Raw genomic sequence first — 24,990 nt, 5'->3', positions numbered from 1 at the left:
TCAGTCGGAAGTGCACCGTCCGGGAATTGAACCCGGGCTATTAGCTTGGGAAGCTAATGTCCTACCACTGGACCAACGGTGCTCACTCGTGAGTATCCGACCTTCCCACTTCAACGTAGCGTTTCCGGTGCCGGGAGCCACACGCTTAACCCGCCGCCGACGCAGTCGGTTCCATGCACTCACAGCCGAACGAGACGGACGTATCGGCGGACTCGGCCGCCGTCGATCGCGTCCGCGAGCGACGCGCCGACTTGGCCCCGGCGCTCGGCCGGACGTGGACCGACGGCGAGCCGCGGCGCTTCCTCACCGACCTCACCGCGATCGGGAGCCGGATGGCCGGTAGCGAGGGCGAACGTCGTGCGGCCGGGGTCGTCGCCGACGCGTTCGAGCGGGCGGGGCTCTCCGGCGTCGAGACGAGACCGTTCGAGATGGCGGCGTGGGAGCGCGGGGACGCGACGCTCCGGGTGACCGCGCCCGGACGCAAGGGCGCGGCGGCGACCCGGGAGTTCGAGGCGCTCGCCCTGCCGTACTCGCCGAGCGGGGACGTTACCGGCGAGCTCGTGGACGTGGGGTACGGCACGCCCGCCGAGATCGACGAGCGGGACGTCGAGGGGCGGATCGCGGTCGCGTCGACGACGACCCCGGAGGGCGGTCGGTTCGTCCACCGGATGGAGAAGTTCGGGTACGCGATCGGCGCGGGCGCGGTCGGCTTCGTCTTCGTCAACCACCTCGACGGCCAGCTCCCGCCGACGGGGTCGCTGACGTTCGGCGAGGAGGCCGACGCGGTCGCCGTCGGCGTCTCGAAGGAGACCGGCGCGTGGCTCCGGGAGTACGCGGTCGGCGGAGGTGGCGGAGGTGGCGCGGGCAGCGGAGGCGGCGCGGGCGGTAGGATCGCCGCCGGATCGAGTCCCGCGGCGACCGCCGAGCTGTCGGTCGAGGCGTCGACGGCGCCGGGCGAGAGCCGGAACGTGGTCGGCCACGCCGGCCCGGACACCGACGAGCGGCTCCTCCTGCTCGCGCACTACGACGCCCACGACATCGCGGAAGGCGCGCTCGATAACGGCTGCGGGATCGCGACCGTCGTCACCGCCACGGAGATCCTGACCGAGGCGGACCTCCCGATCGGCGTCGACGTGGTGGCGGTCGGCGCGGAGGAGGTCGGGCTCCTCGGCGCGGAGCGATTGGCCGAGCGTGTCGATCTCGACCGGGTGAAAGGGGTGATCAACGTCGACGGCGCGGGCCGGTTCCGCGACCTCGTGGCGCTGGCGCACGCCTCCGAGACGGCGGCGTCCGTCGCCGAGGCGGTGTCGGCGGGCACCAACCAGCCGATCGCGGTGGACGCGGAGCCGCACCCGTTCTCCGACCAGTGGCCCTTCGTCCGGCGCGGGGTGCCGGCCCTCCAGCTACACAGCGACTCGGGCGATCGGGGGCGGGGGTGGGGACACACCCACGCCGACACCCGCGACAAGGTCGACGACCGGAACGTTCGGGAGCACGCGATGCTCGTCGCCCTGCTCGTCGCCGAGTTCGCGGCCCCCGAGCGCGACGCGCCCCGGCTCGATCGCGACGACCTGATCGCGGCCTTGCGAGAGGCCGACTTCGAGACGGGGATGCGCGCGGCCGACCTCTGGCCGGCCGAGTGGGAGTAGGGTCGGGCGGGAAGCGAACGCGACCGCCCGGTGCTCAGTCGCGTCGCCTCGTCGGCATCGGTGGGGCCGTGCGCTTGTGCGCCGAGGCGCGGTGACGCGCGAGAAGGTCAGTGACGGTCTCCTCGTCGACCCCGCTCGCCAACCGGTCGGCGATCGCCTCGGCGGCGAGCCCGCGGTCGACGCCCAGCCGCAACACGGCGTCGATCACGTCGTAGGGCGCGCCGAGGTCGTCGGCGTCGCGCTGGCCCGGGAGGAAGCCCGCGGTCGGCGGCTTCTCGACGACGAACTCGGGCACATCGAGCTTCTCGGCGAGCGCGCGAACGTCGGTCTTGTACAGGTGACCGAGCGGGAGCAGGTCGGCAGCGCCGTCGCCGTGTTTCGTGACGTACCCGAGCAGGTGTTCGCTCCGGTTGGTCGTCCCGCAGACGAGCCGGTTCGTCGCGTTGGCGGCGAGGTACGCCATCGCCATCCGGAGCCGCGCGATCGCGTTCCCGGAGCGGATCGGCTCGTCGTGCAGATCGAACCGGTCGGGCGCGACGGCCCCGAACTGGGCGAACAGCGGCTGGAGGTGGACCGTGTCGTGGTCGATCCCGAGCGCGTCCGCGAGCGCCTCTGCGTCGCGAGCGTGGGGCGCGCCCACCTTGTTGCACGGGAGTATCAGCCCGTACACGCGGTCGGCACCGAGCGCCTCGACGGCCAGCGCCGCCGTGACCGTCGAGTCGAGGCCGCCGCTCAGGTTGACGACCACTCCCTCCGCGTTCGCGGCCGCGACCGCGTCGTCGAGGAACGCCCGGATCCGGTCGCGCTCCGCGGTCGGATCGGGGGTGTCGAACGAGTCGTCGGCGTCGTCGGGAGTCCCGGCGAGGTCGCTGGTCGGTGCGTCTCCGCCGGTCGACGTCACCGCCGCGGAGCGGTCGGGGACCTCTCCCGACTCGAACGCGGTCGACCGCGGATCACCCATCGGTGCGTCCCCCGAACGGAGAGCTCGGGACCGGTCCGTCGAGAGGGCGGTTGCTCGAAGCGCGCGACCCTCGAACGGTTCGAGCGATCCTCGTGAGCCGTGTGCGCCGCAGCCACCTGCGGGCGCCGGTTCGAAAGCTCATGTTCACTCCCCGATTCCGAACGAACGGGTAAATACTCTCGGTGAGGGTTGTTTAAGGACTTCCCCACACTACGCAGTGTAAGATATATTTTGTCGGACTATCTGTACTGAATGTCCAATTATTGTCCATACATCGTCAAGAAGAAACACTATATCGACTTCAGAAGAGAAATATGAGATGTTCAGGGCATTTATCCATATTTCATGGTTATCATGAACTTATACCCCGAAAAATGAGTCTACTAACAATATAAGGTGGAAATAACCAAACGTTTATACATCAGAGATTGTTCGATGTGTCCATGTCGACGATACAGCTCACGAGCAGTCAGAAACGGGTGCTCACGGCGCTCGTAAACCTCGCGGAGAACGCGGATCGGCCGGTGTGCGGCCGAGAGATCGCCGAATCGATCGACCGCAACGCCGGCACGGTCCGAAACCGGATGCAGAGCCTGCGCGATATCGGCCTGGTCGAGGGGGTCGCCGGGCCGGACGGCGGGTACGTCCCGACCGACACCGCCTACGAGACGCTCGGCGTCGAGCGGATGGACGACGCCGCGAGCACGCCCGTCGAGCGCGAGGGCGACCCGGTGGAGGGGGTGAACGTCGAGGAGATCGACCTCTCCAGCGTCGCCAACCCCGACCTGTGTCGGGCGGAACTCGTGATCCGCGGGCCGGTCGGCTCCTTCGACGCCGGTGACCGCGTGACCGTCGGTCCGACGCCGGGCGCGGGGCTCCGGCTCTCGGGCGTCGTCGACGCGACCCACGTCGACGGCAACACCCTGCTGGTCCGCGTCGAAGGCATGGAAACGCCCGGCAGGGAGCGGGCGGCGTAGCTCACAATCAGTCCGTTCCCGCGATCCGGTCCCGTATCGCGCCCGTCGCCGCCGCGGCGTGTCGGGCGTCGCGGTACCGCTCTCCGAACGCGACGCGCGCGCTCTCCGCCGCTTCTGGGTCGGCCTCGAACGCGACGCCCTCGTAGCGCACGTCCCAGAGCACCAGCGGCTCCGGCGGCGCGGGACCGACGCCGCGCTCGCCGGGGACCGGCTCGGGCGCGAGCAGTCGGTCGATCAGCGACGGGTCGGCCGCACCGCGACCGACCGCGCGGACCGCGCCGACGATCCGGCGCACGAGCGCCCGCGGGAACCCCCCGGCGCTCACCTCGACGACGAGGAGGTCGCCGTCTCGGGTCGCGCTCGCGGTCAGATCGCGGGTGGTTCCGGTCTCGTCGCTCGTCAGGTTGTGGAAGTCGTGCTCTCCCGAAAACCGGACGAGGGCGTCGCGGACCCGGCCGTCGTCGACGGCGTAGTCGCGATCCGCACCGTCGCCGCGAGCGGGCGCGTACAGGTGGTAGCGGTAGGTCCGTCTGACCGCGTCGTGGGTCGCGTGGAAGTCCGTCGGAGCGTCGGCAGCCGCCCACACCCGGACCGAGCCCGGGAGGTGTCCGTTGAACGCCCGCGGCGTGAGCCAGTCGGGCGCCGCGAACGCGACCGTCTGCGCGACCGCGGAGACGCCGGCGTCCGTCCGCCCCGCCGCGGCGTATCCCGGCGGCGTCGCGTGCGTCGGTCCGTCGCCGCGGTCGAGGATCCCGTGCTCGGCGAGCGCTCGTAGAAGGGTCCCCTCGACGGTCGTCGCGTGGGGCTGGCGCTGGAATCCCGCGTACTCGCGGCCGTCGTACGCGACCCGGAACGCGCGGGACGCCGTCGGACCGTGGGTCACTAGGCGTCGCGATCGTCGCCCGCGCCGGCGTCGTCGTTCCCGTTCTCAGCGGCTTCTCCTTCCGCCGCCGCTTCCTCCTCGCGGTCGGCCATCGGGACGGTGACCACCGGGACGGAGGAGACGCGGACGACCTTCTCCGTGACGCTGCCGAGCAGGACGCGCTGGATCCCGGAGCGGGCGTGGCTCGGCATCACGACGATATCGGCGCCCACGTCGTCGATCGCGTTCTCGATGACGTCGACGGGCTCGCCCTGGATGACGTTGCCGACCACGTCGACGCCGGCCGACTCCAGCTCCGCCGTCACGGTCTCGACGCGTTCTTGGGCCGCGTCCTCGACGCGCTCCGCGAAGGCCCCGGCCTGCGGACCGCGCAGCGTCTGCGCGACGGTGTCGATCGCCGAGACGACGTACACGGTCGCGTCGTACCGCTCGGCGATGCTCTTCGCGTGCGGGATCGCGTCGTTCGCCTTCCCGCCCGGCGCCACCGGGAGGAGAATTTCGTCGTACATACGTGACGGTCCGCCCGCCGGGTGCAAAACGGTACCGGCCGTGTCCCGCCCGAGGCGGTCGCGGGGGCGGCGACGCTACAGCCCGAGCGCGTCGAGCAGGTCGAAGCCGACGCCGGCGTAGCCGACGAGCTTGAATCCGAGGTAGATCCCCACGATCGCCACCACGCCCGGCAGTTCGGGCGGGGCCGGGATCGGGACGCGGAGGAAGGCGAAAAGCGCGCCGACCGTGAGGCCGACGACGAGCGCCGCGATCGTCAACACGGGCGTCGAGCTCATGTCGGTGGCTCGACGGCGTCGGCTCATAAGACCGGCGTTCCGACCGATGCGCTGCGATCGGTGGCTGATTCGCTACTCGCCCGCCGTCTCGCCGACGCCGCGGATGGGCAGGGTTTTCAGACGGGCGCCCCTCCGAAGGGACATGGCACGAGAGGTTTCCGATCCCGACAACCCGCAGGTGACGCTTCACACGAACCACGGCGACGTCGTCGTCGAGCTGTTCGCCGACCGCGCGCCGAAGACGGTCGAGAACTTCCTCGGGTTAGCGCGCCACGACCCCGCCGCCGACGCGGATCCCGCTCGCGACACGAACACGTGGGAGGACCCCGAGTCGGGCGAGGTCCGCGGCGACTCGCTGTACGAGGGGAACGTCTTCCACCGCGTCATCGAGGGCTTCATGATCCAGGGCGGCGACCCGCAGGAGAGCGGCCGCGGCGGCCCCGGCTACCAGTTCGACGACGAGTTCCACGACGACCTGACTCACGACGGTCCCGGTATCCTCTCGATGGCGAACTCCGGCCCGAACACGAACGGCTCGCAGTTCTTCATCACGCTGGACGCCACGCCCCACCTCGACGGCAAGCACGCCGTCTTCGGGCAGGTCATCGACGGGATGGACGTGGTCGAGGAGATCGGCTCGGTCCCGACCGACCGCCAGGACGAGCCCCGCGACACCGTCGAGATCGAGCAGGTCACGGTCGACGAGTAGGACGGCCATCCGCGGTCCGCGCGTGAACGATCCTCCCACCGCAGCGGCGGCGGTGCCGCCGTCACCGCCTCCGGCGGGCCGTCGAGAGCGTTTGGAGTGGCTTCCGGTTGAGAGACCGAACGCACCTTTAAGTACGTGATCGCTGATGTGTGAGTCGGATGCCCTCCACCAAACACTCCGCCACTGTGGCGGGACTGGTTCTGTTCGGCGTCGCCGTCTTCCTGTACGCGGTCGTTCTCCAGGCGAACCTCCTCTTCGGTACGGGAGTCGCGCTCTCGTCGTTCATCACCGCGGTGCTCGTGTACTACGGCGGCGCAGATCGACCGACACTCGCCCGGGCCGCGATCGTCGTCACGCTCGTCTACGGCGTGTTTACCCTACAACTGCCGTTCGCGATCATCGCGGCCTGTACGGTCTACCTCTCCGCGTGGGTCACCGGCACAGACGGTCCGTTCGACGCCCCCGATACGGAGATTTTCCCGATCGAACAGGCGACTACCGAGGTTCCCGAAGACGGCGAGTGACGACGGTTCACTGTTTTCCAGTTCGGAATGCCGTTCCTCACACCACCCGATTCTCCAGCTCCTGGCCGGCGTCGAGCCGGTCGACGTTCTCCGCGAGGATATCGGCGACGCGCTCGTAGTAGTGGGGCGTGTGGCCGGCGTTGTGCGGGGTGATCGTGACGTTGCCGAGCCCCCACAGCGGGTGGTCCTCGGGGAGCGGCTCGGGGTCGGTCACGTCGAGCGCCGCCCCGCGGATGCGGCTGTTTCGGAGCGCCGAGACGAGCGCGTCGGTGTCGACGACCGGTCCGCGCGCGATGTTGACGAGGACGGCGTCGGACCGCATCGTCCGGAACGCCTCGGCGTCGACGATCCCGCGGGTCGTCTCCGTGAGCGGACACGCGAGCACCACGTACTCGGCGTCCGCGATCGCGTGGTGGAACCCGTCGAACCCGTACACCTCGTCGGTGGGGCCGCCTTTCTCGGGCGAGTACCGGACCCCGAGCGAGTCCGCGTCGAAGGGTTCCAGCCGATCGACGACGGCCGAGCCGATCGCGCCGAGCCCGACGACGGCGACGGTCGAACCGTACACCTCGGTCGTCTCGTAGCTCCGCCACTCCCGGCGCTCCTGCTGGCGGTGCGCGCGCGTCCACTGGCGGGCGTGGGTGATCATCGATCCGAGCACGTGCTCTGCGATGTTCGGCTCGTGGACTCCCGAGGCGTTCGTCAGGGCGACGCCCCGGTCTTCGAACGCCTCGCGGGGGAGGTGACCGGTACCGGCGAACACGCACGCGAAGAGTTCCAGGTTCTCGGCCGCGGCCAACAGCTCCTCGTCGACGTCGAGCCCGACCGCGATCCGGGCGGTTTCGAGTAGCTCGCGCTCCTCCGCCGGCGTCCGCGCCAGCGCGACCGATCTGTCTGGGAGCCGCTCCCGTATCGCCGCGGCCAGTTCGGTGCCGTCCGAGCCGTGGATCGTCTGTCGCAGCACGACGACATCTGGGTCGGTCATGCGGCCGTGTTCGACGACTCCCCTCAAAAGCCTGGGTGCTGCGGCAGCGGATGAGCGACTGGTGATCGATTGTTTCCCACCTCAGATCCCGTAAAGACTTAGTGGCTTGACAATAGAGTGTCGATTGTTACCTATGCCCAATCCAGACTTCGCGGCCGAACTGGGGAGCATCCCCTACGAGGAGGTGATCGGGACGCCGCTTCGGGCCGCCGTGGAGGCGAACGCGAAGGCCTCGATGACGGCGGCAGATTTCATCAGATCGGTCGGCTTCACCGAGCCGACTGTCGGACAGCCCGAACCGGTGACCGTCGAGTTCGGGTACGAGAAGCGCACTGTCGACGACAGCGGCAACGAGACGACCGAACAGCGCTCGCTGTCCGTACCGCTGCTGCTGCTCCTGAACATCCCGTACTTCGAGGTCAGCAACGTGACCATCGACTTCAACGTCAAGTTGAACTCGGTGGAGTCGTACGAGCAGTCGAGCGAGTTCGAGTTCGGGTACCAACAGACGACCGAGGCGAGCGCGAACCTCGGGTTCCTCCAGGGGAAGACCAAATCCGAGGTCAGCGTGAGCTACCAGCGCTCGTCGTCCCGCGGACAGGAGATCGAGCGGACCTACGACCAGTCGGTCCACGTGGAGGCGGAGTCGGTCGAGCCGCCGGAGGGAGTAAACCGGTTGATGGGCGCGCTCGAACAGACCATCGCCGACGACTCATCGAACGGGAACGGCAACGGGAACGGCAACAGCAACGGGAACACGAGCTGAACGGGGAACAGTGAACGGAACTGACACCCTCGCGGACCTCCCGCTGTCGTCGCTGTTCTCCGGGCCGCTCGTCGCGGCCGTCGAGGCCAGCATTCAGGCGCAGACCGAGTCGCTCGCGCTGGTTCGAGAGATCGGGTTCGACGACGAGGGCGACCTGCGGACGGTCTCCTTCGAGTACCGGACGACCGAGGTCGACCCCGAAACGGGCGAACAGCGCCAAGCGAGCCGGCAGCTCACGGTGCCGCTGGTGTTGTTCCTCTCGGTTCCGGAACTCGTCGTCCGCGAGATCGAACAGGAGTTCTCCGCGCGGATCGTCGACACGGAATCCAGAGAGCGGGAGGAGGACTCGGACGAGTCGGGCGGATCGGCGGGGCTCCCGACGCTCTCCCCGAGCCGCCTCCGCGTGTCACCGGCCTCCGAGGAGACCACCTTCTCCCGGAAGACCAAGGCGAAGTTCGATCTCGACATCCGGATGGTCGCCGAGATCGACAACCAGTCGACCGGTATGGAAATGCTCGAACGGACGGCGAACGGCGCGATCCGCGATGAGTCCGGATCGGTGGAGAGAATCGAGGACCGATCGCCCAGTCTCGACGAGATCACACGAGAATGACGACGCTCGACAGCTACCTCGCAGCGGTGTACGACGCCGCCGCAGAGGCCGAGACGCTGGCGCTGATCAACGGCCAGCGGCGACTTCGCCGGATGGTCGAGTCAGGGCGGCTGCCCGAGGACGCCAGTGTGCCGGTCTACCACGCGGCCGACCTCTCCGTGACGCTCGACGTCGGACTCGAGGCGCGCGAGACCGAGGGCGGGACGGAACTCGTCGTGACCGAGTCCGAGTCGAACGACGACACCGCCATCGACATCGATCTCGAGGTGTACGATATGTTAGAGGCGGGATCCCTTCCCGAGTCGGGAGCCGGGCCCCGGGGGCCCGACACCGTCGACGTTCGCTTCCCCATCCCCGACGCTTCCGATGAAGACGGGGGGTCCGACGGCGGTCACCACCCACGGACATCGTCACCAACGAGGGGCAGCGACGAGCGGGAGGGGGAAGACGAAGCGGAGCGGGAGGAGCGCGAACGCGAGCGAGAAGAAGACGAAGCGGAGCGGGAGGAGCGCGAACGCGAGCGAGAAGAAGACGNAACGCGAGCGAGAAGAAGACGAAGCGGAGCGGGAGGAGCGCGAACGCGAGCGAGAAGAAGACGAAGCGGAGCGGGAGGAGCGCGAACGCGAGAACGAGGACGGCGGGCCCGAAGAGCGGAGGAGCGATCGCCGCGGAGACGCCGACGGCGGCGGCCCGTCTGCACGTCGTTCCGCGGGGAGCGAGGGGGTCCTCCCGTTCGACCTCGACGCGGTCACGGAATCGGATCTGCTCGATCCGACCGAAGACGATCCGGGCGACCGCGGAGGGACGGGAGACGACGGGACCGATACGAACGACGACGCCGAAACCGACCGAAACAATGACTGAGACCGATCCACCACTCGACGACTACTTCGATCCGCTGCGCACCGACCATCGAACGTCGCTCCGGAAGCGCATGGAGCGCTACCGTGAGCAACTGGAGGACCGGGGGTACGAGGTGACGATCGCCGAGGGAACGACGGGCCTGTTCGCCGGCGTGCTCGTCATCGATGAGGACCGGGGGCGCTTCGGGTTCCTCGAGGAGGACGGCAGCGTCTCGTGGCTCGACGGCACGGGGAGTATCGGCGCGCTCGGGTCCGCCATCGCTCAGAACCACAGCGAGGCGTTCGAACGGCAGACGGCGGAAATCGACGACCTCGACGTCGAGTGACGGGCGAGCAGGGCAGGAACCGACGGCGCCGCGGCGCCACGGAGCGACGGCGCCGCGATGTCGACGGTTACGCGAGCGCCGCGTCGAACGCCCGCTGGAGGTCTGCCTTCATGTCGTCGACGTGCTCGATCCCCACCGAGACCCGGATGAGTCCGTCGGTGAGCCCGGCCGCGAGCCGCTCCTCGCGCGGGATCGCGGCGTGGGTCATCGCGGCCGGCTGCTCGATCAGGCTCTCGACGCCGCCGAGCGACTCCGCGAGGGTGAACACCTCGGTCTCGCTGACGACCGTCGACGCCTGGTCGAGGGTCCCGTCGAACTCGAACGAGAGCATCCCCCCGAACGCGTCCATCTGCTCGGCCGCGAGCTCGTGGTCCGGGTGGCTCTCCAAGCCGGGGTAGTAGACGCGGCTCACGTCGTCGTGGTCCTCCAGCCACTCCGCCAGTTCCATCGCGTTCTCGCAGTGGCGCTCCATCCGGACGGAGAGCGTCTTCGTCCCGCGCAACACGAGGAAGGAGTCGAACGGGCCGGGCGTCGCACCCACCGAGTTCTGGTAGAAGCCGAGCCGCTCGTCGAGGTCGTCGTCGTCGACGATCAGCGCGCCGCCGATCGTGTCGGAGTGACCGCCGAGGTACTTCGTCAGCGACTGGGAGACGATGTCGGCGCCGTGTTCGAGCGGCCGCTGGAGGTACGGGGTCGCGAACGTGTTGTCGACGGCGCAGAGCGCGTCGTTCGCGTGCGCGATCTCGGCGAGCGCGCCGATGTCGTTGACGTTCATGAGGGGGTTCGTCGGCGTCTCCACCCACACCAACTCAGTCCCCTCGCGGACCGCGTCCCGGACCGCGTCGTGGTCGGTCGTGTCGACGAAGGAGGTCTCGATGTCGTACTGCTCGTACACCTGCGTGAGGATGCGGTGTGTCCCGCCGTACACGTCGTCGCCGGCGACGACGTGGTCGCCAGATTCGAGCAGATTCAGAACGGTGTTTATCGCGGCCATCCCGGAGGCGAAACAGCGCGCGTGGCTCCCGGACTCCAGCGAGGCGAGGTTGGCCTCAAGGTCGGTCCGAGTGGGGTTCCCGGTTCGGCTGTACTCGTAGCCGCGGTGCTCGCCGGGCGCGTCCTGCTGATAGGTGGAGTTCGCGTGGATCGGCGTCATCAGCGCGCCCGTCTCCGGGTCGGGCTCCTGCCCGGCGTGGATCGCGCGCGTCTCGAAATGTCGGTCGGCGGCGTCGGCCTCGCGGGGAGCGTCGGCCTCGTGGGAAACATCACTCTCGGCGTCGTCGGATCGGTCGCTCATACCGAACGGTCGTCGCCGAGTAGAGTGATTCTTTCCCTTCCGAGACGAGAGATCGAACACCGAACGCGGCCGCTGACGACGTGAGACTGTGAGAAGTGCTCGGTCAGGGATTTGAACCCTGGTCGTCGGCTGTCTTCCAAACCGGCGCTCCGTCGCGCCGCGTCTGCCGAAAGGCCAACATGATTGGCCGGACTACACCAACCGAGCGCAATTGCGGCTTGTGCCCCATCCAATTTAACTCTTCTCAAGTCGCGTCACCGTGGGAGGCGTCGTCAGGGTCGCGTCGCGCGGTTCGGGCGGGGCTCCGCGCCGTCGTCGGCCCTCGCTTCGGGCCGGTTCCGGTCGTCGTCTCGGTCGGCATCCCGAGCGTCGACGACGGTCACGGCCGGCACGGGGATCGGGAGCGAAACCGTCGAATTCGTTCCCCGCGATTCATCTCGAAATTCGGCGTCTCGATCGCGCCCCGAGAAAGATATATAGAGGAATATAGGGATATATAATCTAGGTTTGCATATTTACTGGACCGTATTTTTGGCGGTTGTTCTCTGAGATAACATTTAAAACCACGTATATCGGCGCAGAGAGAGCGTTGTAGTGCAGTATATATTTCGAATAGGCTTAAGGGAGACGAGGTGCGATACCGAGACATGGAGACGAGGAAGGTGCAAGTCACCGGCGGTTCGACGTATACGGTCTCGATCCCGAAGACGTGGGCGACCGACAACGATGTCGAAGCGGGAACGGAGATCGAGTTCCACCCCGACGGTGACTCGCTGTTCCTCACGCCGCACTCCGAGGAGGAGCGTACCCGCGGGACGCTCGACATCTCCGATCTGTCGGGGCAGGCGCTCACCCGCGCGGTGACGACGATGTACGTCAGCGGGTTCGACGTGATCGAACTCGAAGGCGCCGAGATCACCACCGAGCAGCGGTCGACGGTCCGCGAGGCGGTCCAGAGCCTGGTCGGGCTGGAGGTGTTAGAGGAGACCCGCGACAGGGTGGTCGTCCAGGACCTGCTCGACTCCTCGGAGCTGTCGATCCACAACGCCGTCACGCGGATGCGGTTAATCTCGCTGTCGATGCTCGAAGACGCCATCGCGGCGCTCTCCGAGCGCGACCACGACCTCGCGCGCGACGTGATCGGACGGGACGACGACCTCGATCGGCTCTGGCTCGTCGTCTCGCGGATCTTCCGAGCGACCCTCCGGACGCCGAAGGCGGCCGAGGAGCTCGGACTCCCACGCGAGGAGTGCTTCGACTACCACTCCAGCGCCCGTCAACTGGAGCGGATCGGCGACCACGCGACGAAGATCGCCCACCTGACGCTCAACATCGACGAGCCGCTCCCCGACGAGGTCGTGGAGGCAGTCAACGACCTCTACGGCGACGCGGTCGAGGTGATCGACACCGCGATGGACTCGCTGTTCGCGGACGAGAGCGAGGAGGCGACCAGCCTCGCGAACGAGGCGCGCACCGGCGTCCGGGCGATCGACGAGCGGGTGCGCGCCATCGACGAACTGCTCCGCGATCTGGACCCCACCCGCGCACAGCTGCTCGGACTGGTGGTCGATTCCGTGCTCCGATCAGCCGATTACGGCGGCAACGTCGCGGAGACGGCGCTCCAAAAGGCCGCGCCGACGCCGTGACCTGACGCCCCACGCTCCACGAGGGCCGGTGGTCGGATCGCCGGGGAAGCGGGTTTTTTGGGCGTCGCCGTCGGACGGATCGGTATGCCAGAGATCGAACTCGGCGTGCCGAAGGGCGTCGTCGAGTCGTTACCCGAGGAGGACGGCACCGCCGAGCAGGACATGCGACGCGCGATCGCCGGCATCCAGTCCCGGCTGAACGACGAGATCGCGGGCGCGGAGCCGGAGGAGGCGGCCGAGGTCGTCGCCGACGCGGTCGAGCGCATGGAGGCGCAGGCGAGCACGTACCACGAGTTCGTCCCGGAGCTGCGCGCGTGGGGGCAGTCGCCGATCTACGCCATCGCGTGGCGGAACCTCTACGTGGAGCTCATCGGCCAGCTGTCCGAACACGAGTGGCTCGGCGACGACCTCGACCGCGAACGTAACTTCAGGCTCGTCGAGGACGGGATCCGCCTGTCGGACCTGTAGCGAACGCGTCGATCCCGAGGGTGCCGCCCGTTTTTAAGCCGTCGCGGTACGATGGACACGTATGGAACTCGAACTGCGGTTCTTCGCGACGTTCCGCGAGGCCGCCGGAGGGAAGACCGTCAGCGCGGAGTTCGCGGACGGGTCGACCGTCGGCGACGTGTTGCGTGAGCTGGAAGCGGAGTACGAGGGGATGAACGGCCGCCTGATCGCCGACGGCGGCCTCGCGCCGCAGATCAACGTCCTGAAGAACGGCCGCGAGGTCCTCCACCTCGACGGTCTCGACACGGCCCTCGACGACGGCGACCGACTCTCGGTGTTCCCGCCCGTGGCCGGCGGAGGAGGGACATGACCGACGCCGGAGCCGATAACAACGTCGGAGGCCGGAACGGCGGATCGGTCGACGACGCGCCGGCGTCTCAGCCGCCGGCCGAGGAGGGATGGGAGCGCGAGGTGGTCGCGTACCGCGGTATCTCGCGGCGGCTCGCCGCCCACTACCTCGTCAATCTCGGCGGCGAACTCGTCGGCACCGACGACCCCGCCGAAGCGACCCGCGTGGACGGCGACGGGTGGCGGGTCGCGCTCAGCGCGGAGAGGGTGAAGGCCGCAGGTGCCATCTCGCTCACGGAGGTGACCGCCTCGTTCGCGGGCGACCCCGACGCGCTCGCGGAACTGCTTCCGAAGTACCGGCAGAAGGCGATGCGTGCGGGCGGGTGATGACCGACGAGAACGGATCACCCGGTCCGTACCCGATCGAGGGGACGCCCCTCGTGAAGGCGGCGGCGCTCGCGAGCGTCCCCGCCGAGCGCGTCCCCGAACTGCTCGCGCGGGTGCAGGCCGACCTCGGTCCGCGGATCGACGGGTATCGCCGCCGGTACGAGCGGATCACGGCGGAGCCGGACCGCGAGGCCTTCCTCGTCGAGCCCGATCACTGGGACGGAGTCGGCGATCGGATCGATCTGACGGACCGCGAGCGCGACGCCGTCGCTCGCGCCCACGAGGCGGCGGTCGAGCGCGCCGGCGGCGGCGACCGACGGGCGGAGTTCGAGACCGCCCTGGAGATCAGGTCCGGCGTCGTGATCGGCGTCGCGGACGACCGCGGCGAGGAGTGAGGGATCGTTGCGGTCACCGACGCCTTTTCGACGCCGCGCGCAGACGTGTCGGCATGCGACTCGCTCGCCTGCTCACGCCGGATGGACCGGTTTCGGGACGCTACGAGAACGGGACCGTCGTCGCCGACGACGGCCGGTACGAGGTCGGCCGCGACGGACGGCTCCTCCCGCCCTGCGACCCGAGCGCGCTCTACTGCGTCGGTCGGAACTACGCGGAGACGCTCGACCAGATGGAGTACGAGCGACCGGAGGAGCCGGACTTCTTCATCAAGCCGCCCGCGAGCCTGCTCGCGCACGGAGAGCCGATCCGGTACCCCGAGTGGACCGACGAGCTGACCTACGCCGGCGAGCTGGTCGCCGTCATCGACGAGCGGTGCCGCGACGTCGAGCCCGCGGACGTGCCCGACGTCGTCCGCGGGTACACGATGCTCAACGACGTGGACGCGTTAGACCAGCAGGGCCGGACCGCGCGCAAGGCGTTCGACGGCTCCGCGCCGCTCGGCCCGTGGATCGAGACCGACGTGAACCCGACGAACCTCGACATCTCGACGACCGTCGGCGAGGAGCAGCGACAGGACGCCAACACCGAACTGATGCTGTTCGGCCCCCGCGAGATCGTCTCGTACCTCTCGGAGCGCTTCACCTTCGAGCCCGGCGACTGCATCGCCTTCGGAAGCCCGGCGAACCCGGGGCTCGTCGAGCCCGGCGAGCGCGTCGAGATCACCTACGAGGGCGTCGGGACGCTGTCGAACCCGGTCGTCGACGGGGAGTAGCGGAAGCGGGACGCGCCACCGACGGCGCTGTCAGAAGACGGCGTCGAGGTACTTCTCCTCGATTATCGTCAGGATGATCGCTATCGTGACGGCGATAGCGGGCTCTGCGATGCGGGCCGGGATCGTCCGTGTGAACCACCCGTACACCGCGACGACGAAGACGGCGATGGCGACGCCGAGGCCGATCGCCCCGCTGTTCGCCTTGACGATCCCACGCCAGCCGGGCGGTCGGGCGGCGCGCCACGCGCGATCGAAGTAGTCGTCCAGCGTGCGGAAGATCGTCGTCCTGTCGCGCCCGCGGAGGATCGCCGAGTTGACGCCACGCTCGCGGCGGTCGTCGAGCACGAAGAACCGGTAGGAACACTCGTCGTCGTTCTCCGAGCGGACGAGGAGCCCGCGGAAGTGCGTGTGTTCGACGCCGGAGGCCTTCCGGTACTTCAGTTCGCCCGGCGCCGACGCGGTCCGTTCCTGCAGCGATCGCAGCTTTTCCTCGCCTTTGCGGATCTCATCTTTCACCCGACCATACTCGAGGCTCGCGCCGGTCTCTTCGCCGAACAGCAGCACCTTCACCGTGAGACCGTTCTCGATCCACCGCTCGATACTCTCCACGACGAAGTCGGGCATCGTCTCGAAGGAGAAGGTCGGGATACAGAGCTCGTTCGGTTGGTTGTAGCGGCTGAGGTCGAGGTCGCGCTTGAAGCTCTCCGTCGACCGATGATGGCTCGCGATCGGAATCGTCTCGGCCCGGCGATCGACCCGTCGTTCGAGGTATCGGTCGTGGTACTGACGGAGGTCGTCGAAAACGGTGGTCGCGTCAGCACGCGTCTCTCGGGCGGTCTCATCGCCGTTCGTTCGGTCGGGCTCGTCACCGAGGACGTGCCGTTCGAGCCGGTCGACGAACTCCGCGTCGTCTCCGATCTCCATCCTGTTGTCGAGCCCGTTTCCCCCGTCCTCGTCGCGGAGCGAAAACAGGTCGGTCTCGGTGGCGAGGGCCTCGAGCACGTCGCGAATCTCGTCGGCGGTGTAGTCGTCTCTGAGCTGGGCGAAATCGTGCTCGAGGGTCTCGGGGAGGCTGTCGACTCGACAGTACGGGTAGTCGACGGCGGCGTGCGCGATCACCTCGGTCTCGTCGTCGCCGAACCGGTCGGCGAGCACCGCTTTCAGCCGGGACCGGAGCTCCGAGCGATCGACCCGGGTCATCTGACCCCCTCCTCTCCGTCGGCCTCCAGTGCGGTGCGTATCAGACGGCGCTCCTCGTCGTCGAACGCCTCGCGGTTCCGTTCGAACACCGACCGGACGGTGTCGTCCATCAGGGCGTCGATCCGCCGCAGCTTCGTGAGCTGGTCGTCCCACGTGAACGTCGTCTCCTCCTGTGCGTCCTCGCTGATGGCGACGTCGATCGTCTCGTACTCGCCGGACCGAAGGGCGGCGACCGTGATCTCCCAGTCGGCCAGCCAGTCCGATTCCGGAAGGATCGCCGGCAGGGCGTCGCTGTCGAACCCGAACCCTCCGGGCTGGCAGTCGAACGAGGGGTCGAGATCGACGCCCGCGGCCCGTCCGGCACAGAGCGTTTCGAGCCGCTCGAACCCCGTCCGTGACACCCACTCGCCGTCGACCTCCATGCGGACGACCCGCGACTCGCGCTGCGGGATGAGCACGTCGGCGCTGACGTCACGGAGCCGGGCCTGGATCCGCCCGATCTCCGAGGCGACGTACTGGCCGTCTCCGTCGGCCACCACACACTCGTCTCCGAACTCCGCCGCGACGATCATCGAGAGCCGGCGAGAGCGGCCGAATCCCAGGCGGTCCGCGGTTCGCAGCACCGTGTCCGCGTACGGCGCAGTGAGGCCGTCCGGGGGGTCGCTGACGACGAGCACGAGGTCTCCGTCGGCGGTCGACGCGACGGTTTCGGCCCACGCTTCGTTGGGCTCCGGATAGGCGATGAGCCCGACTGCCGGCCCAGTAGACATACGCCTACCTGTCACAGGTGGCTATTTATAAACGACGGGACGACGCCGACCGGTCGCGTCGCTGTTCACCCGACCCGCATCGGCTGTCGCTCCCCGTAGGTGAGCGTCCGCCACACCCACTCGACGGGGCCGAATCGGAAGCGTCGCAGCCACAGCACCGAGAGGACGATCTGCACCGCCCAGACGGCGACGACGAACCCGAGCTGTTCGACGCGGCTGACCGACCCGAACAGTCCGAGGCCGTGGCCGTAGAAGACGGTGGTCGCGATCACCGTCTGGAGCAGGTAGTTCGTGAACGCGGTTCGACCGACCGCGGCGAGCCCGCGCGTCACGGGCCCGTCCGGGCGTCGGCGGGCGTACAGCATCACGAGCCCGAGGTAGCCGCCGGCGAGGGGGAAGCTGCCGACGTAGATGAACTGCCGCCAGTACAGCGCGGCGTCGGCGCTCCAGTCGTTGGCTTCGATGAAGACGACGCCGGCGACGGTGATCGCGAGGCCGACGACGCCGAGCGCGACGAGCCGCCGGTACAGGGCCGACGACCGCTCGCCGGTCAACACGCCCCAGCGGTACAGCGCCATCCCGAGGAGCATGGTGCCGCCGACCTGCCAGAAGGATCCGTTGATGTAGCCGGTCGTCTGCCGGCCGAACGACGAGGAGACTCGGTGGTCGAGCTGTTCGATCCACCCGCCGCGGTACGTCGCGACCTGCCGTTGGATCGCGGCCTCCGACGGCGCCCACTGCGAGGCGATCGCGTCGCCGCCGATGGTGATCGCGGCGAGCAACTCCACCAGGGGGAGGAAAAGCAGGAACGCCACGCCGACTCCGGCGAGTTTCCGGGCTTCGAGGTTCCGGAACGCGACGACCACCAGCGCGGTCACCCCGTACGCGACGAGGATGTCGCCGTACCACAGCAGGTACGCGTGCATGAGCCCGATCGCGATGAGAATCGCGGTCCGGCGGTAGTGGAGCCGCATCGCGTCCTGTCCCTTCTCCTCTTTGCTCTCGATGAACAGCAGGATCCCCGCGCCGAACAGCGCCGAGAACAGCGTGATGAACTTGTTCTGTCCGAACACGTGGCTGACGGCCCACGCCCAGTAGTTCGCGCCCATGAAGTCGCCGTACACGGTCGGGTTCAGGAGCGTCTGCTCGGGCATCGAGAACGACCAGACGTTGATCAAGAGGATGCCGAGCAGGGCGAGGCCTCTGAGCGCGTCGAGTGAGACGATTCGGTCAGAGGGCGGCGTCGGGCCGGCGTCGCGGGTCACGAGTTGGCTTCCACGAGGGAACGCAGGACCGAATAGGTTCGGATAGCGGGCGGTGCCCTCTAGTCCAGCCGGACGGCCTCGCCGCGCTCCGAGGACCGGTAGATCGCGTCGATCACTCGCTGGACCGACAGCGCCTCCTCGACCGTGTTGATGTCGGGCGCCTCGCCCGCGGCGACCGCGTCGAGAAACGTCGCCTGTTCGGCGGCGTGGCTGTCCCCGTCCCGCGTCTCGACCTCGGCGTCGGCGAAGTGGTGGTGATCCCCGTCGAAGGCGGTCGCCTCGTGGAGCGTGAGTTCGTCGCTCCCGCGGTCGAACGTCGCGCCCGCCTCCGTGCCACGGATCACGAACTCGTCGTTCGTCGGGCGGTTCGTCGCCCAGGCGACCTCCAGCGAGACGGTGTTGCCGTCGGCGTCGCGGATGAACGCCGACGCGGAGTCCTCCACGTCGAACCCCTCCGGTCCGTTGTCGTCGCCCCACATGTCGACGAACGTGTAGTCGTCGCGGCCGCCGAACTCAGAGCGCGTCTCGCCGGACACCTCGACGATCTCGGGGTGATCGAGGAAGTAGAGCGCCAGATCGATCGCGTGGACGCCGATGTCGATGAGCGCGCCGCCGCCGGCGACGTCCTTGGACGTGAACCACGAGCCGCGGCCGGGGACGCCGCGCCGTCGGACGTAGTTCGCCTCGACGTGGGTCGTCTCGCCGAACCGGCCCTCAGCCTGGTACTGCTTCAGTACCTGGACCGGCTCCGCGAAGCGGTTGTTGAACCCGACCATGCAGAACCCCTCCGCGTCGCGAGCGGCCTCGGCGATGCGTTCCGCGCTCTCGGCGGTGTGCGCCAGCGGCTTCTCCAAGAGCACGTCGAGGCCGGCTTCGAGCGCCGAGATCGCGTACTGCTCGTGGAACCGGTTCGGCGTCGTGATCAGGACGGCCTCGCAGGCCTCGTAGAGGTCCGACTCGTCCTCGTAGGCGTGAACGTCGAACTCCTCGTGGAACCGTTTGCGCGCGTCCGCGTCGATGTCCATCCCGCCGACGAGGCTCGCGCCGCGGTCGACGAGCTTCGCCGCGTGGTGGTGTCCGATCCCGCCGAGACCGACGATGCCGACGGCAACATCGTTCGCGTGAGTCATGGACCGAATTCACAACCGATGTTGTTAAGGTTCACGCTCCGGGCAGGGAGAGGAGGAGAGAGCGGCTGAACGGGTGCGCGAAATCGTCAGGGAGCCGCCGCGAACGCGGCGAGGAGCACGTCGAGCAGGTCGAGCAGTTGGTCGATCGACTCCGCGCCGGCGCCGAGGCGTTCGCCGTCGGTCAGGAACCGGTCGATCCGCTCCGCCTCCCGGGCCCACACGAAGCGGCCGAGGAGCCAGCCGCTCCCGAGAAACGCGATCGTCGCGAGGAGCCGCGAGACGAGGAGCAGTCGCAAGAGAAGCGGGAGCAGCAGAGCCGCGGCCAGCGCGACGGTCACGTACGTGACGATCGACGCGACCGACTCGCCGAACCCAGGACCGACGATCCCCGTTCCCGAGAGGAGCACGAAACCGCCGACGGCGACGACGAGCGCGCCCCAGACGAGCGTCGCGAGGAGTCGTACGTGACCGTCGTACCCGGCGCCGGCCGCCTCCGGCATGTCGTCGTGGACCCAGGGGTTGCGCATGGTCGATGGTCACGCAGCTACCGACATATACCTCGCTTCAGATACCCGAAACGCGACCGGTGAGATGAAGCGCGGCCTGCGCGGAGAAGCACGGCCAGAGGTCACCGCACTCGCGTCATCCACTCGCTCGCCTGTGGCTCGTTCGGGTCGGTAACGACCTCGACGAGGGACGGTCCGTCGTGGTCCAGCGCCGACGCGACCGCCTCGCCGACCCCGTCCCGATCGGTCACCCGCTCGGCGCGGACGCCCATCCCGGACGCGATGGCGGCGAGATCCAGTCCCGCGTCCGCCCAGCCGTACTCGCCCGCCGGGAGCTGGTACGACCGCGACGCTTCCTCGCTGATGATCGCATAGTCGTCGTTGTTGAACGCGACCACGGTCACGTCGAGCCCCTCTGCGGCCAGCGTGTGTAACTCGTGAACGCACATCATGAGCCCGCCGTCGCCCGTGAGCGCAACCACGTCGCGGTCGGGGTTCGCGAGCGTGGCGCCGATCGCCGACGGGAGCCCGGTCCCCATCGTCGCCCACGACCCCGGGTTCACGTACCGCGAGGGACCGGCCGCGGGGAACGAGACGAGGGTCCACAGCCGAAATCCGCCGGCGTCCGCGGTGACGACGGTCTCCGGCGGGAGCGCCTCGCGGACCTCGCGGAGGACCTCGACGGATCGAAGGGGATCGGCGGGAGAGCCATCGTCGGCGACCGCGGCGAATCGCTCTCGGTCCGCGGATCGCACCGCCTCGGCCCGAGCGGCGCCGGCCGACTGCTGGGACGGTCTCGCCGACTCGTCCGCCGCCCCGTCACCGATCGGCCCCTCCGCCAACCGGTCCCCGAGCCGGCGGAGGAATCTGTCGGCATCCGCGACGATCCCGAGGTCGGTTTCGTAGCCGAAGCCGATGTCGTCGCCGCCGAGCGTGACGTGGACCAGCGTCTCGGGCAGCGACACCGACCACGAGGCGGTCGCGACCGCGTCGAGGTCGGAGCCCACGACGAGTCCGCGGTCCGCGTCGGCGAGGAGCGCGCGGAGTTCCGCGCTCGACCCGCCACAGAGCACGCCCGCGGAGAGCGGGTGCGTCTCGGGGAGCGTCCCCTTCCCCTTGTACGTCGTAACGACCGGGGCATCGAGGCGCTCGGCGGCCGCGCGCAGCGAGTCGCTCGCGCCCGCGCGCCTGACGCCGCCGCCCGCGAGTATCACCGGGTCGTCGGCCGCGGCGAGCAGGTCGGCCGCCCGTTCGACCGCGTCCGCGGGCGGGGCGGGCGGGGCGGACGGCTCGCGCTCGCCGATCGCCGGCTGGGGCGTCCGGCTCGCGAGGACGTCCTTCGGGATCCCGACCCGAACAGGGCCCTGCGGCGGCTCGCGGGCGACGCGGATCGCCTCGGCGACGGCGGGGACCGCTCCGGCGGGCGAGTCGACGAGGACGTTCTCCTTCACGACCGTGTCGTACGTCTCGGGCGGCGTCTCGTGGATCCCGTCGCCGCCGCGGACATCGCGTTCCGTCTCGACCGCGAGGTGGAGAAGGGGGACGCAGTCGTTCAGGGCGTTCTTCAGCCCGTTCATCGCGTTCATGTCGCCGGGACCGGGGACGACGATCGACGCCGCCATCTCTCCGGGATCGCTCGTCTCCGCGTACCCCCACGCTTGGTGGGTCACGGCGGTCTCGTGGCGCGCGACGACGAACCGGGCGTCGCGCTCGCCGAGCGCCCGGTTCAGCGGGAGGGTCTGCTTACCCGGGATCCCGAAAGCGATGTCGACCTCGCGGTCGAGCATGCAGTCGACGACCGCCTCGGCGACGGTCGAAGCGTCGACCGCGTTCGGACCCGTACCGGCCGGGGGCTCGTCCGAGTTCATACCTCGAAGTCGACGGAGCGAGTGTTGAAACCTTCGGCCTCGGCGGCGACGGCCCCGGCTTCCGCCGCGAGGGGAGTCGGTGGCGACCCGGCCGCTACTCCGCGACGTTCGTCTCCCGCACCCGAATTCCCTTGCGCGCGAGGTGCCGCATCTGCCGTTGCGCGAACTCCTCCTCGCTCGACCCGCGGGTCGCGAGGACGTACACGAGCGCGGAGCCGGCCGGACGCATGGTGCGCCCCGCGCGCTGGGACCCCTGTCGACGCGACCCCCCGAGCCCGCTGGCGACTATCGCGAGCTCGGCGTTCGGGAGGTCGATCCCCTCGTCGCCGACGCGGGAGACGACGAGGGCGTCGACGTCGTCGCGGTCGGAATCGGATTCGCCTCCGTCGTCGCGGAACCGTCGGAACAGCTCCGCGCGCTCGCGGTGGGGCGTCTCGCCGCTGATGAAGGGCACGCCGAGCGCGTCGGCGATGGCCTCGCCCTGATCGAGGTACTCGATGAACACGAGCGCCTTCTTGTCGCGGTGGGCGGCCAGCAGGTACCGGACCTCCTCGATCTTCGCGGGGTTCTCGGCGGCGAGTCGGCGTCGCTCCCGGCCATCGGCGCTGGCGTACTCGTTGCGCGCCATCTCGTCACGCCAGGGGACGTACCGGATCTCCACTTCCGGCTCCTGGACGAAGCCGGCCTCGAAGAGTTCGTCCCAGTCCGCCCCGATCGGTCGCCCGATCAGGGTGTATATCTCCTCCTCGCTACCCGTCTCGCGGACCGGGGTGGCCGAGAGGCCGAGGCGGTGTTTGGTCTGTAGCTCCGCCGTACGGCTATAGACCGGGCTGCTGATGTGGTGCGCCTCGTCGAAGCAGATCAGCCCCCACTTCCGGGAGTCGAACAGCGCTCGGTGGCGGTCCATCCCGGCGATCTGGTAGGTCGCGATCGTGACCGGTCGGATCTCCTTCCGTCCGCCGTGGTACAGCCCGATGTCGGCGGGGTCGATCGTGGAGTGTTCGAGCAGCTCCTCTCGCCACTGGCCGGCGAGTTCGCGGGAGGGGACGAGGATCAGCGTCTCGCCACCGACCGCGGCGATGGTGGCGATGGCGGCGACCGTCTTGCCGGAGCCCGGCGGGCCGACGTACACCCCGGAGCGCGCGTCGAGGAAGGTCTCGACCCACGTCTCCTGATACCCTCGGAGGTCGGTCGTGAGGTCGATGTCGACCGGGTCGCCCACGTCGAGGTCGCGGTCGTCCTCGACCGGGTAGCCGGCGTCGTAGAGCGCGCGTTTGACCGCGGCGACGGCGTCCTCGTTGACCCACGCCTCCGTCTCGGAGATGGGCGCTCGGAGGTGGTCGTCGTCGAGGTGCTGGTCCGCGACGTTGCCCATCAGGCTCTCGGAGGCGGCCTGTAAGACGACGTAGCCGTCCTCGTGGGTGTACAGCCGGAAGCGGTGCGCCCGGCGCCACTGGTCGCGGATCCACTCTTCGAGGTGCTCGAAGCGGCGGGGGAGCACCGACCGGAGGCTCGCGATCAGGCCGTCGGCGTCCTCGAACGGCGCGGCCCACACGTCCTCCTGTCTGATCCGGTAGAGGTACCCGCGCGTGCCGGGATCGGTGCCGGTGGTGTCGACGAGGTGCGCGAACTGCGAGAGCCGCGCGCGGGTGAACTGCGTGGGTCGGTCGACCACGATCTCCCGGCGGTCCGGAAACGCGACGACGCGCTCGCGGGTCGCCAGCCGGCCCCAGTCGGTCGGGAAGAAGACGACGGGGTCGCTCTCGACGTCGAGCCGGTCCACGTCGCCGCGGTCGACGAGCGCCGCGAGGGCGTCGCGCGCGGCCGCCTGCGAGGTCCCGAGCCGTCTCGCGACCTCGCTCGCCGTCGCGACGGGACGCTCCTCGGCCTCCAACGCCTCGTGGAAGCGGTCGAGCGAGAAGTCCTCGGCGGCGTCGCCGGCGGCGGAATCGGAAGCGTCGCCGGCGGCGGAATCGGAAGCGTCGCCGGCGGCGGAATCAGAAGCGTCGCCGGCGGCGGAATCAGAAGCGTCGCCGGCGGCGGTGTCAGTATCGCCGGTGTCGTCAGTCATTGTCGCCGGTTCGGTCCCAAGATGGAAATGGATAGCGTCCGCGGCTGAGCGGGGAGGTCGGCGAGACGTTAGCGGCCCGGCCGCCCGCTACAGCCACGACCGGTGATCGCGTCTTTCGAACGGAATCGACAGCCGCAGGTCGTACAGCGGACGAACGGCTCGCCCGGCTCGGTTTCGAGTCGGTGGTCGCCGACGACGAAGGGGCGCGTCACGGTCCGGGGGCGGATCCGGTCGGGGATCGGCGTGGAGGCGGACTCGCTCAGCGCCGCACGCACGGCGATGGTGTCGACGTCGACGGGGTCCCAGCGCGGGGCGTCGAGGGCCGCCTCGCGGTCGGCCACCTCGGTCCAGCCGGTGACGACGACCGGGGAGTTCGTCTCGGTGTCGCTCACGACGACGACGAACCGGATCCCGCCATCGACGAGGGCGAACCGCCAGCCGTCGGTCCGGTTCCAGCGGAGCTGTCCGTTCCGGATCGCGTCGCTGACGGTCCGGGTCGAGACGTATCGGCCGGGCTGTTCCAGCCGCCCGCGGAAGTGGTCGGTGAGGGCGTAGAGCCCGGGATCGCGGACGGGTGGATCTTCCGCGGTCCGGCCGACTGAGGCGCGCTTTTCCGCTGTCGGGCCCCGGCTTCGGGGGGCGTCCGGGTCGGTCCCGTGCGGGAGGGAGTCCGATCTCGTCGCCGCCCGCCGGCGTGACCCCGCCGGCGCGGTCGTGGACGCGGTCCGACGCTCCGTCGATCCGGGACGGGATGACTCGGCGTCTCCCGGCCCGCCCTGTCGGGAAGCCACTGGGTGTGAGTATAGAGCGGGGTCTTAAGTGTGTTACGGCGACACAGGGGTGCCGTCG

27 protein-coding genes and 2 tRNA genes are annotated in these 24,990 nt (G+C 69.2%); 13 read left to right on the top strand and 16 right to left on the bottom strand.

Annotated features, from left to right (window positions below):
• Positions 1-11 precede the first annotated feature (11 nt).
• Positions 12-82, bottom strand: a tRNA-Gly gene (locus tag C471_RS01675).
• A 91-nt stretch (positions 83-173) separates the two neighbouring features.
• On the opposite strand from C471_RS01675, the gene C471_RS01670 reads away from it, so the two are divergent.
• Entirely contained in the window at positions 174-1,649 is a 1,476-nt protein-coding gene (locus C471_RS01670) for a M28 family metallopeptidase (protein WP_004046111.1), read from the top strand.
• Positions 1,650-1,683: 34 nt separating this feature from the next.
• On the opposite strand, the gene C471_RS01665 is transcribed toward C471_RS01670, so the two are convergent.
• The gene (locus C471_RS01665) at positions 1,684-2,610 is read right to left on the bottom strand and encodes an NAD+ synthase (RefSeq protein WP_004046108.1); all 927 of its coding nucleotides are present in this window, start codon (positions 2,608-2,610) and stop codon (positions 1,684-1,686) included.
• 443 nt (positions 2,611-3,053) lie between these two features.
• On the opposite strand from C471_RS01665, the gene C471_RS01660 reads away from it, so the two are divergent.
• Positions 3,054-3,587: an Rrf2 family transcriptional regulator gene (locus C471_RS01660; RefSeq protein ID WP_004046106.1), complete on the top strand. Its 534-nt coding sequence runs from the start codon at positions 3,054-3,056 to the stop codon at positions 3,585-3,587.
• A 7-nt stretch (positions 3,588-3,594) separates the two neighbouring features.
• Here C471_RS01660 and truA read toward each other — a convergent pair whose 3' ends face one another.
• The 3 genes from truA to C471_RS01645 all read right to left on the bottom strand — a co-directional run bounded on the left by truA (position 3,595) and on the right by C471_RS01645 (position 5,255).
• A complete protein-coding gene (truA, locus tag C471_RS01655) occupies positions 3,595-4,470 on the bottom strand; it encodes a tRNA pseudouridine(38-40) synthase TruA (RefSeq protein ID WP_004046104.1) in 876 nt (291 codons plus the stop codon).
• Entirely contained in the window at positions 4,470-4,979 is a 510-nt protein-coding gene (locus C471_RS01650; RefSeq protein WP_004046102.1) for a universal stress protein, read from the bottom strand. Before C471_RS01650 ends, truA begins: the two co-directional genes overlap by 1 nt.
• 75 nt (positions 4,980-5,054) lie before the next feature.
• A complete protein-coding gene (locus C471_RS01645) occupies positions 5,055-5,255 on the bottom strand; it encodes a XapX domain-containing protein (RefSeq protein ID WP_004046100.1) in 201 nt (66 codons plus the stop codon).
• 142 nt (positions 5,256-5,397) lie between these two features.
• On the opposite strand from C471_RS01645, the gene C471_RS01640 reads away from it, so the two are divergent.
• Positions 5,398-5,964 (top strand): peptidylprolyl isomerase, encoded by a 567-nt coding sequence (locus C471_RS01640; RefSeq protein WP_004046098.1) that lies wholly within the window; start codon positions 5,398-5,400, stop codon positions 5,962-5,964.
• Positions 5,965-6,122: 158 nt separating this feature from the next.
• Complete coding sequence (locus tag C471_RS01635; protein ID WP_004046095.1) at positions 6,123-6,488, top strand: hypothetical protein; 366 nt, start codon at positions 6,123-6,125, stop codon at positions 6,486-6,488.
• A gap of 37 nt (positions 6,489-6,525) precedes the next feature.
• Here C471_RS01635 and C471_RS01630 read toward each other — a convergent pair whose 3' ends face one another.
• Positions 6,526-7,473, bottom strand: coding sequence for a D-2-hydroxyacid dehydrogenase (locus C471_RS01630; protein ID WP_004046093.1), 948 nt, complete (start codon positions 7,471-7,473; stop codon positions 6,526-6,528).
• 133 nt (positions 7,474-7,606) lie between these two features.
• Between C471_RS01630 and C471_RS01625 the strand changes: the two genes are divergently transcribed.
• The 3 genes from C471_RS01625 to C471_RS01610 all read left to right on the top strand — a co-directional run bounded on the left by C471_RS01625 (position 7,607) and on the right by C471_RS01610 (position 10,041).
• Positions 7,607-8,239, top strand: a complete 633-nt coding sequence (locus tag C471_RS01625; RefSeq protein ID WP_004046090.1) for a DUF2589 domain-containing protein — start codon at positions 7,607-7,609, stop codon at positions 8,237-8,239.
• Positions 8,240-8,249: 10 nt separating this feature from the next.
• Entirely contained in the window at positions 8,250-8,852 is a 603-nt protein-coding gene (locus C471_RS01620; RefSeq protein WP_004046088.1) for a DUF2589 domain-containing protein, read from the top strand.
• An 856-nt stretch (positions 8,853-9,708) separates the two neighbouring features.
• Entirely contained in the window at positions 9,709-10,041 is a 333-nt protein-coding gene (locus C471_RS01610; RefSeq protein WP_004046085.1) for a hypothetical protein, read from the top strand.
• A gap of 67 nt (positions 10,042-10,108) precedes the next feature.
• Here the strand turns inward: C471_RS01610 and C471_RS01605 are convergent, their stop codons facing one another.
• Entirely contained in the window at positions 10,109-11,335 is a 1,227-nt protein-coding gene (locus C471_RS01605; RefSeq protein ID WP_004046083.1) for a cystathionine gamma-synthase, read from the bottom strand.
• 96 nt (positions 11,336-11,431) lie between these two features.
• Positions 11,432-11,542, bottom strand: a tRNA-Glu gene (locus tag C471_RS01600).
• A gap of 440 nt (positions 11,543-11,982) precedes the next feature.
• Between C471_RS01600 and C471_RS01595 the strand changes: the two genes are divergently transcribed.
• The 6 genes from C471_RS01595 to C471_RS01570 all read left to right on the top strand — a co-directional run bounded on the left by C471_RS01595 (position 11,983) and on the right by C471_RS01570 (position 15,331).
• On the top strand, positions 11,983-12,981 hold the full coding sequence (locus C471_RS01595) for a phosphate signaling complex PhoU family protein (protein WP_004046081.1): 999 nt from the start codon (positions 11,983-11,985) through the stop codon (positions 12,979-12,981).
• A gap of 84 nt (positions 12,982-13,065) precedes the next feature.
• Complete coding sequence (locus C471_RS01590; protein WP_049908916.1) at positions 13,066-13,449, top strand: hypothetical protein; 384 nt, start codon at positions 13,066-13,068, stop codon at positions 13,447-13,449.
• A gap of 61 nt (positions 13,450-13,510) precedes the next feature.
• A complete protein-coding gene (locus C471_RS01585; protein ID WP_004046077.1) occupies positions 13,511-13,798 on the top strand; it encodes a ubiquitin-like small modifier protein 1 in 288 nt (95 codons plus the stop codon).
• Entirely contained in the window at positions 13,795-14,163 is a 369-nt protein-coding gene (locus C471_RS01580; RefSeq protein ID WP_004046075.1) for a hypothetical protein, read from the top strand. Before C471_RS01585 ends, C471_RS01580 begins: the two co-directional genes overlap by 4 nt.
• The gene (locus C471_RS01575) at positions 14,163-14,558 is read left to right on the top strand and encodes a hypothetical protein (RefSeq protein ID WP_004046073.1); all 396 of its coding nucleotides are present in this window, start codon (positions 14,163-14,165) and stop codon (positions 14,556-14,558) included. The genes C471_RS01580 and C471_RS01575 overlap by 1 nt, the downstream gene beginning before the upstream one ends.
• A 53-nt stretch (positions 14,559-14,611) precedes the next feature.
• Positions 14,612-15,331, top strand: coding sequence for a fumarylacetoacetate hydrolase family protein (locus C471_RS01570; RefSeq protein ID WP_004046070.1), 720 nt, complete (start codon positions 14,612-14,614; stop codon positions 15,329-15,331).
• Positions 15,332-15,361: 30 nt separating this feature from the next.
• On the opposite strand, the gene C471_RS01565 is transcribed toward C471_RS01570, so the two are convergent.
• The 8 genes from C471_RS01565 to C471_RS01530 form a co-directional block, all read right to left on the bottom strand.
• A complete protein-coding gene (locus tag C471_RS01565; RefSeq protein WP_004046068.1) occupies positions 15,362-16,531 on the bottom strand; it encodes a hypothetical protein in 1,170 nt (389 codons plus the stop codon).
• A complete protein-coding gene (locus C471_RS01560) occupies positions 16,528-17,301 on the bottom strand; it encodes a hypothetical protein (RefSeq protein WP_004046066.1) in 774 nt (257 codons plus the stop codon). The genes C471_RS01565 and C471_RS01560 overlap by 4 nt, the downstream gene beginning before the upstream one ends.
• A 65-nt stretch (positions 17,302-17,366) precedes the next feature.
• The gene (locus C471_RS01555) at positions 17,367-18,566 is read right to left on the bottom strand and encodes a DUF418 domain-containing protein (protein WP_004046064.1); all 1,200 of its coding nucleotides are present in this window, start codon (positions 18,564-18,566) and stop codon (positions 17,367-17,369) included.
• Between the two features lie 59 nt (positions 18,567-18,625).
• On the bottom strand, positions 18,626-19,696 hold the full coding sequence (locus C471_RS01550) for a Gfo/Idh/MocA family protein (RefSeq protein WP_004046062.1): 1,071 nt from the start codon (positions 19,694-19,696) through the stop codon (positions 18,626-18,628).
• An 86-nt stretch (positions 19,697-19,782) separates the two neighbouring features.
• The gene (locus C471_RS01545) at positions 19,783-20,223 is read right to left on the bottom strand and encodes a hypothetical protein (RefSeq protein ID WP_004046060.1); all 441 of its coding nucleotides are present in this window, start codon (positions 20,221-20,223) and stop codon (positions 19,783-19,785) included.
• A 101-nt stretch (positions 20,224-20,324) separates the two neighbouring features.
• Entirely contained in the window at positions 20,325-22,070 is a 1,746-nt protein-coding gene (locus C471_RS01540; protein ID WP_004046058.1) for a thiamine pyrophosphate-binding protein, read from the bottom strand.
• Between the two features lie 94 nt (positions 22,071-22,164).
• A complete protein-coding gene (locus C471_RS01535; protein WP_004046057.1) occupies positions 22,165-24,141 on the bottom strand; it encodes a DEAD/DEAH box helicase in 1,977 nt (658 codons plus the stop codon).
• Positions 24,142-24,209: 68 nt separating this feature from the next.
• The gene (locus tag C471_RS01530) at positions 24,210-24,932 is read right to left on the bottom strand and encodes a hypothetical protein (protein WP_004046054.1); all 723 of its coding nucleotides are present in this window, start codon (positions 24,930-24,932) and stop codon (positions 24,210-24,212) included.
• Positions 24,933-24,990: the final 58 nt, after the last annotated feature.

It is taken from the genome of Halorubrum saccharovorum DSM 1137 (assembly GCF_000337915.1).
GTDB classification, from domain to species: Archaea; Halobacteriota; Halobacteria; order Halobacteriales; family Haloferacaceae; genus Halorubrum; species Halorubrum saccharovorum.
Note: the sequence above shows the minus strand (reverse complement) of the source record. Positions and strands in the feature narration are given on the sequence as shown.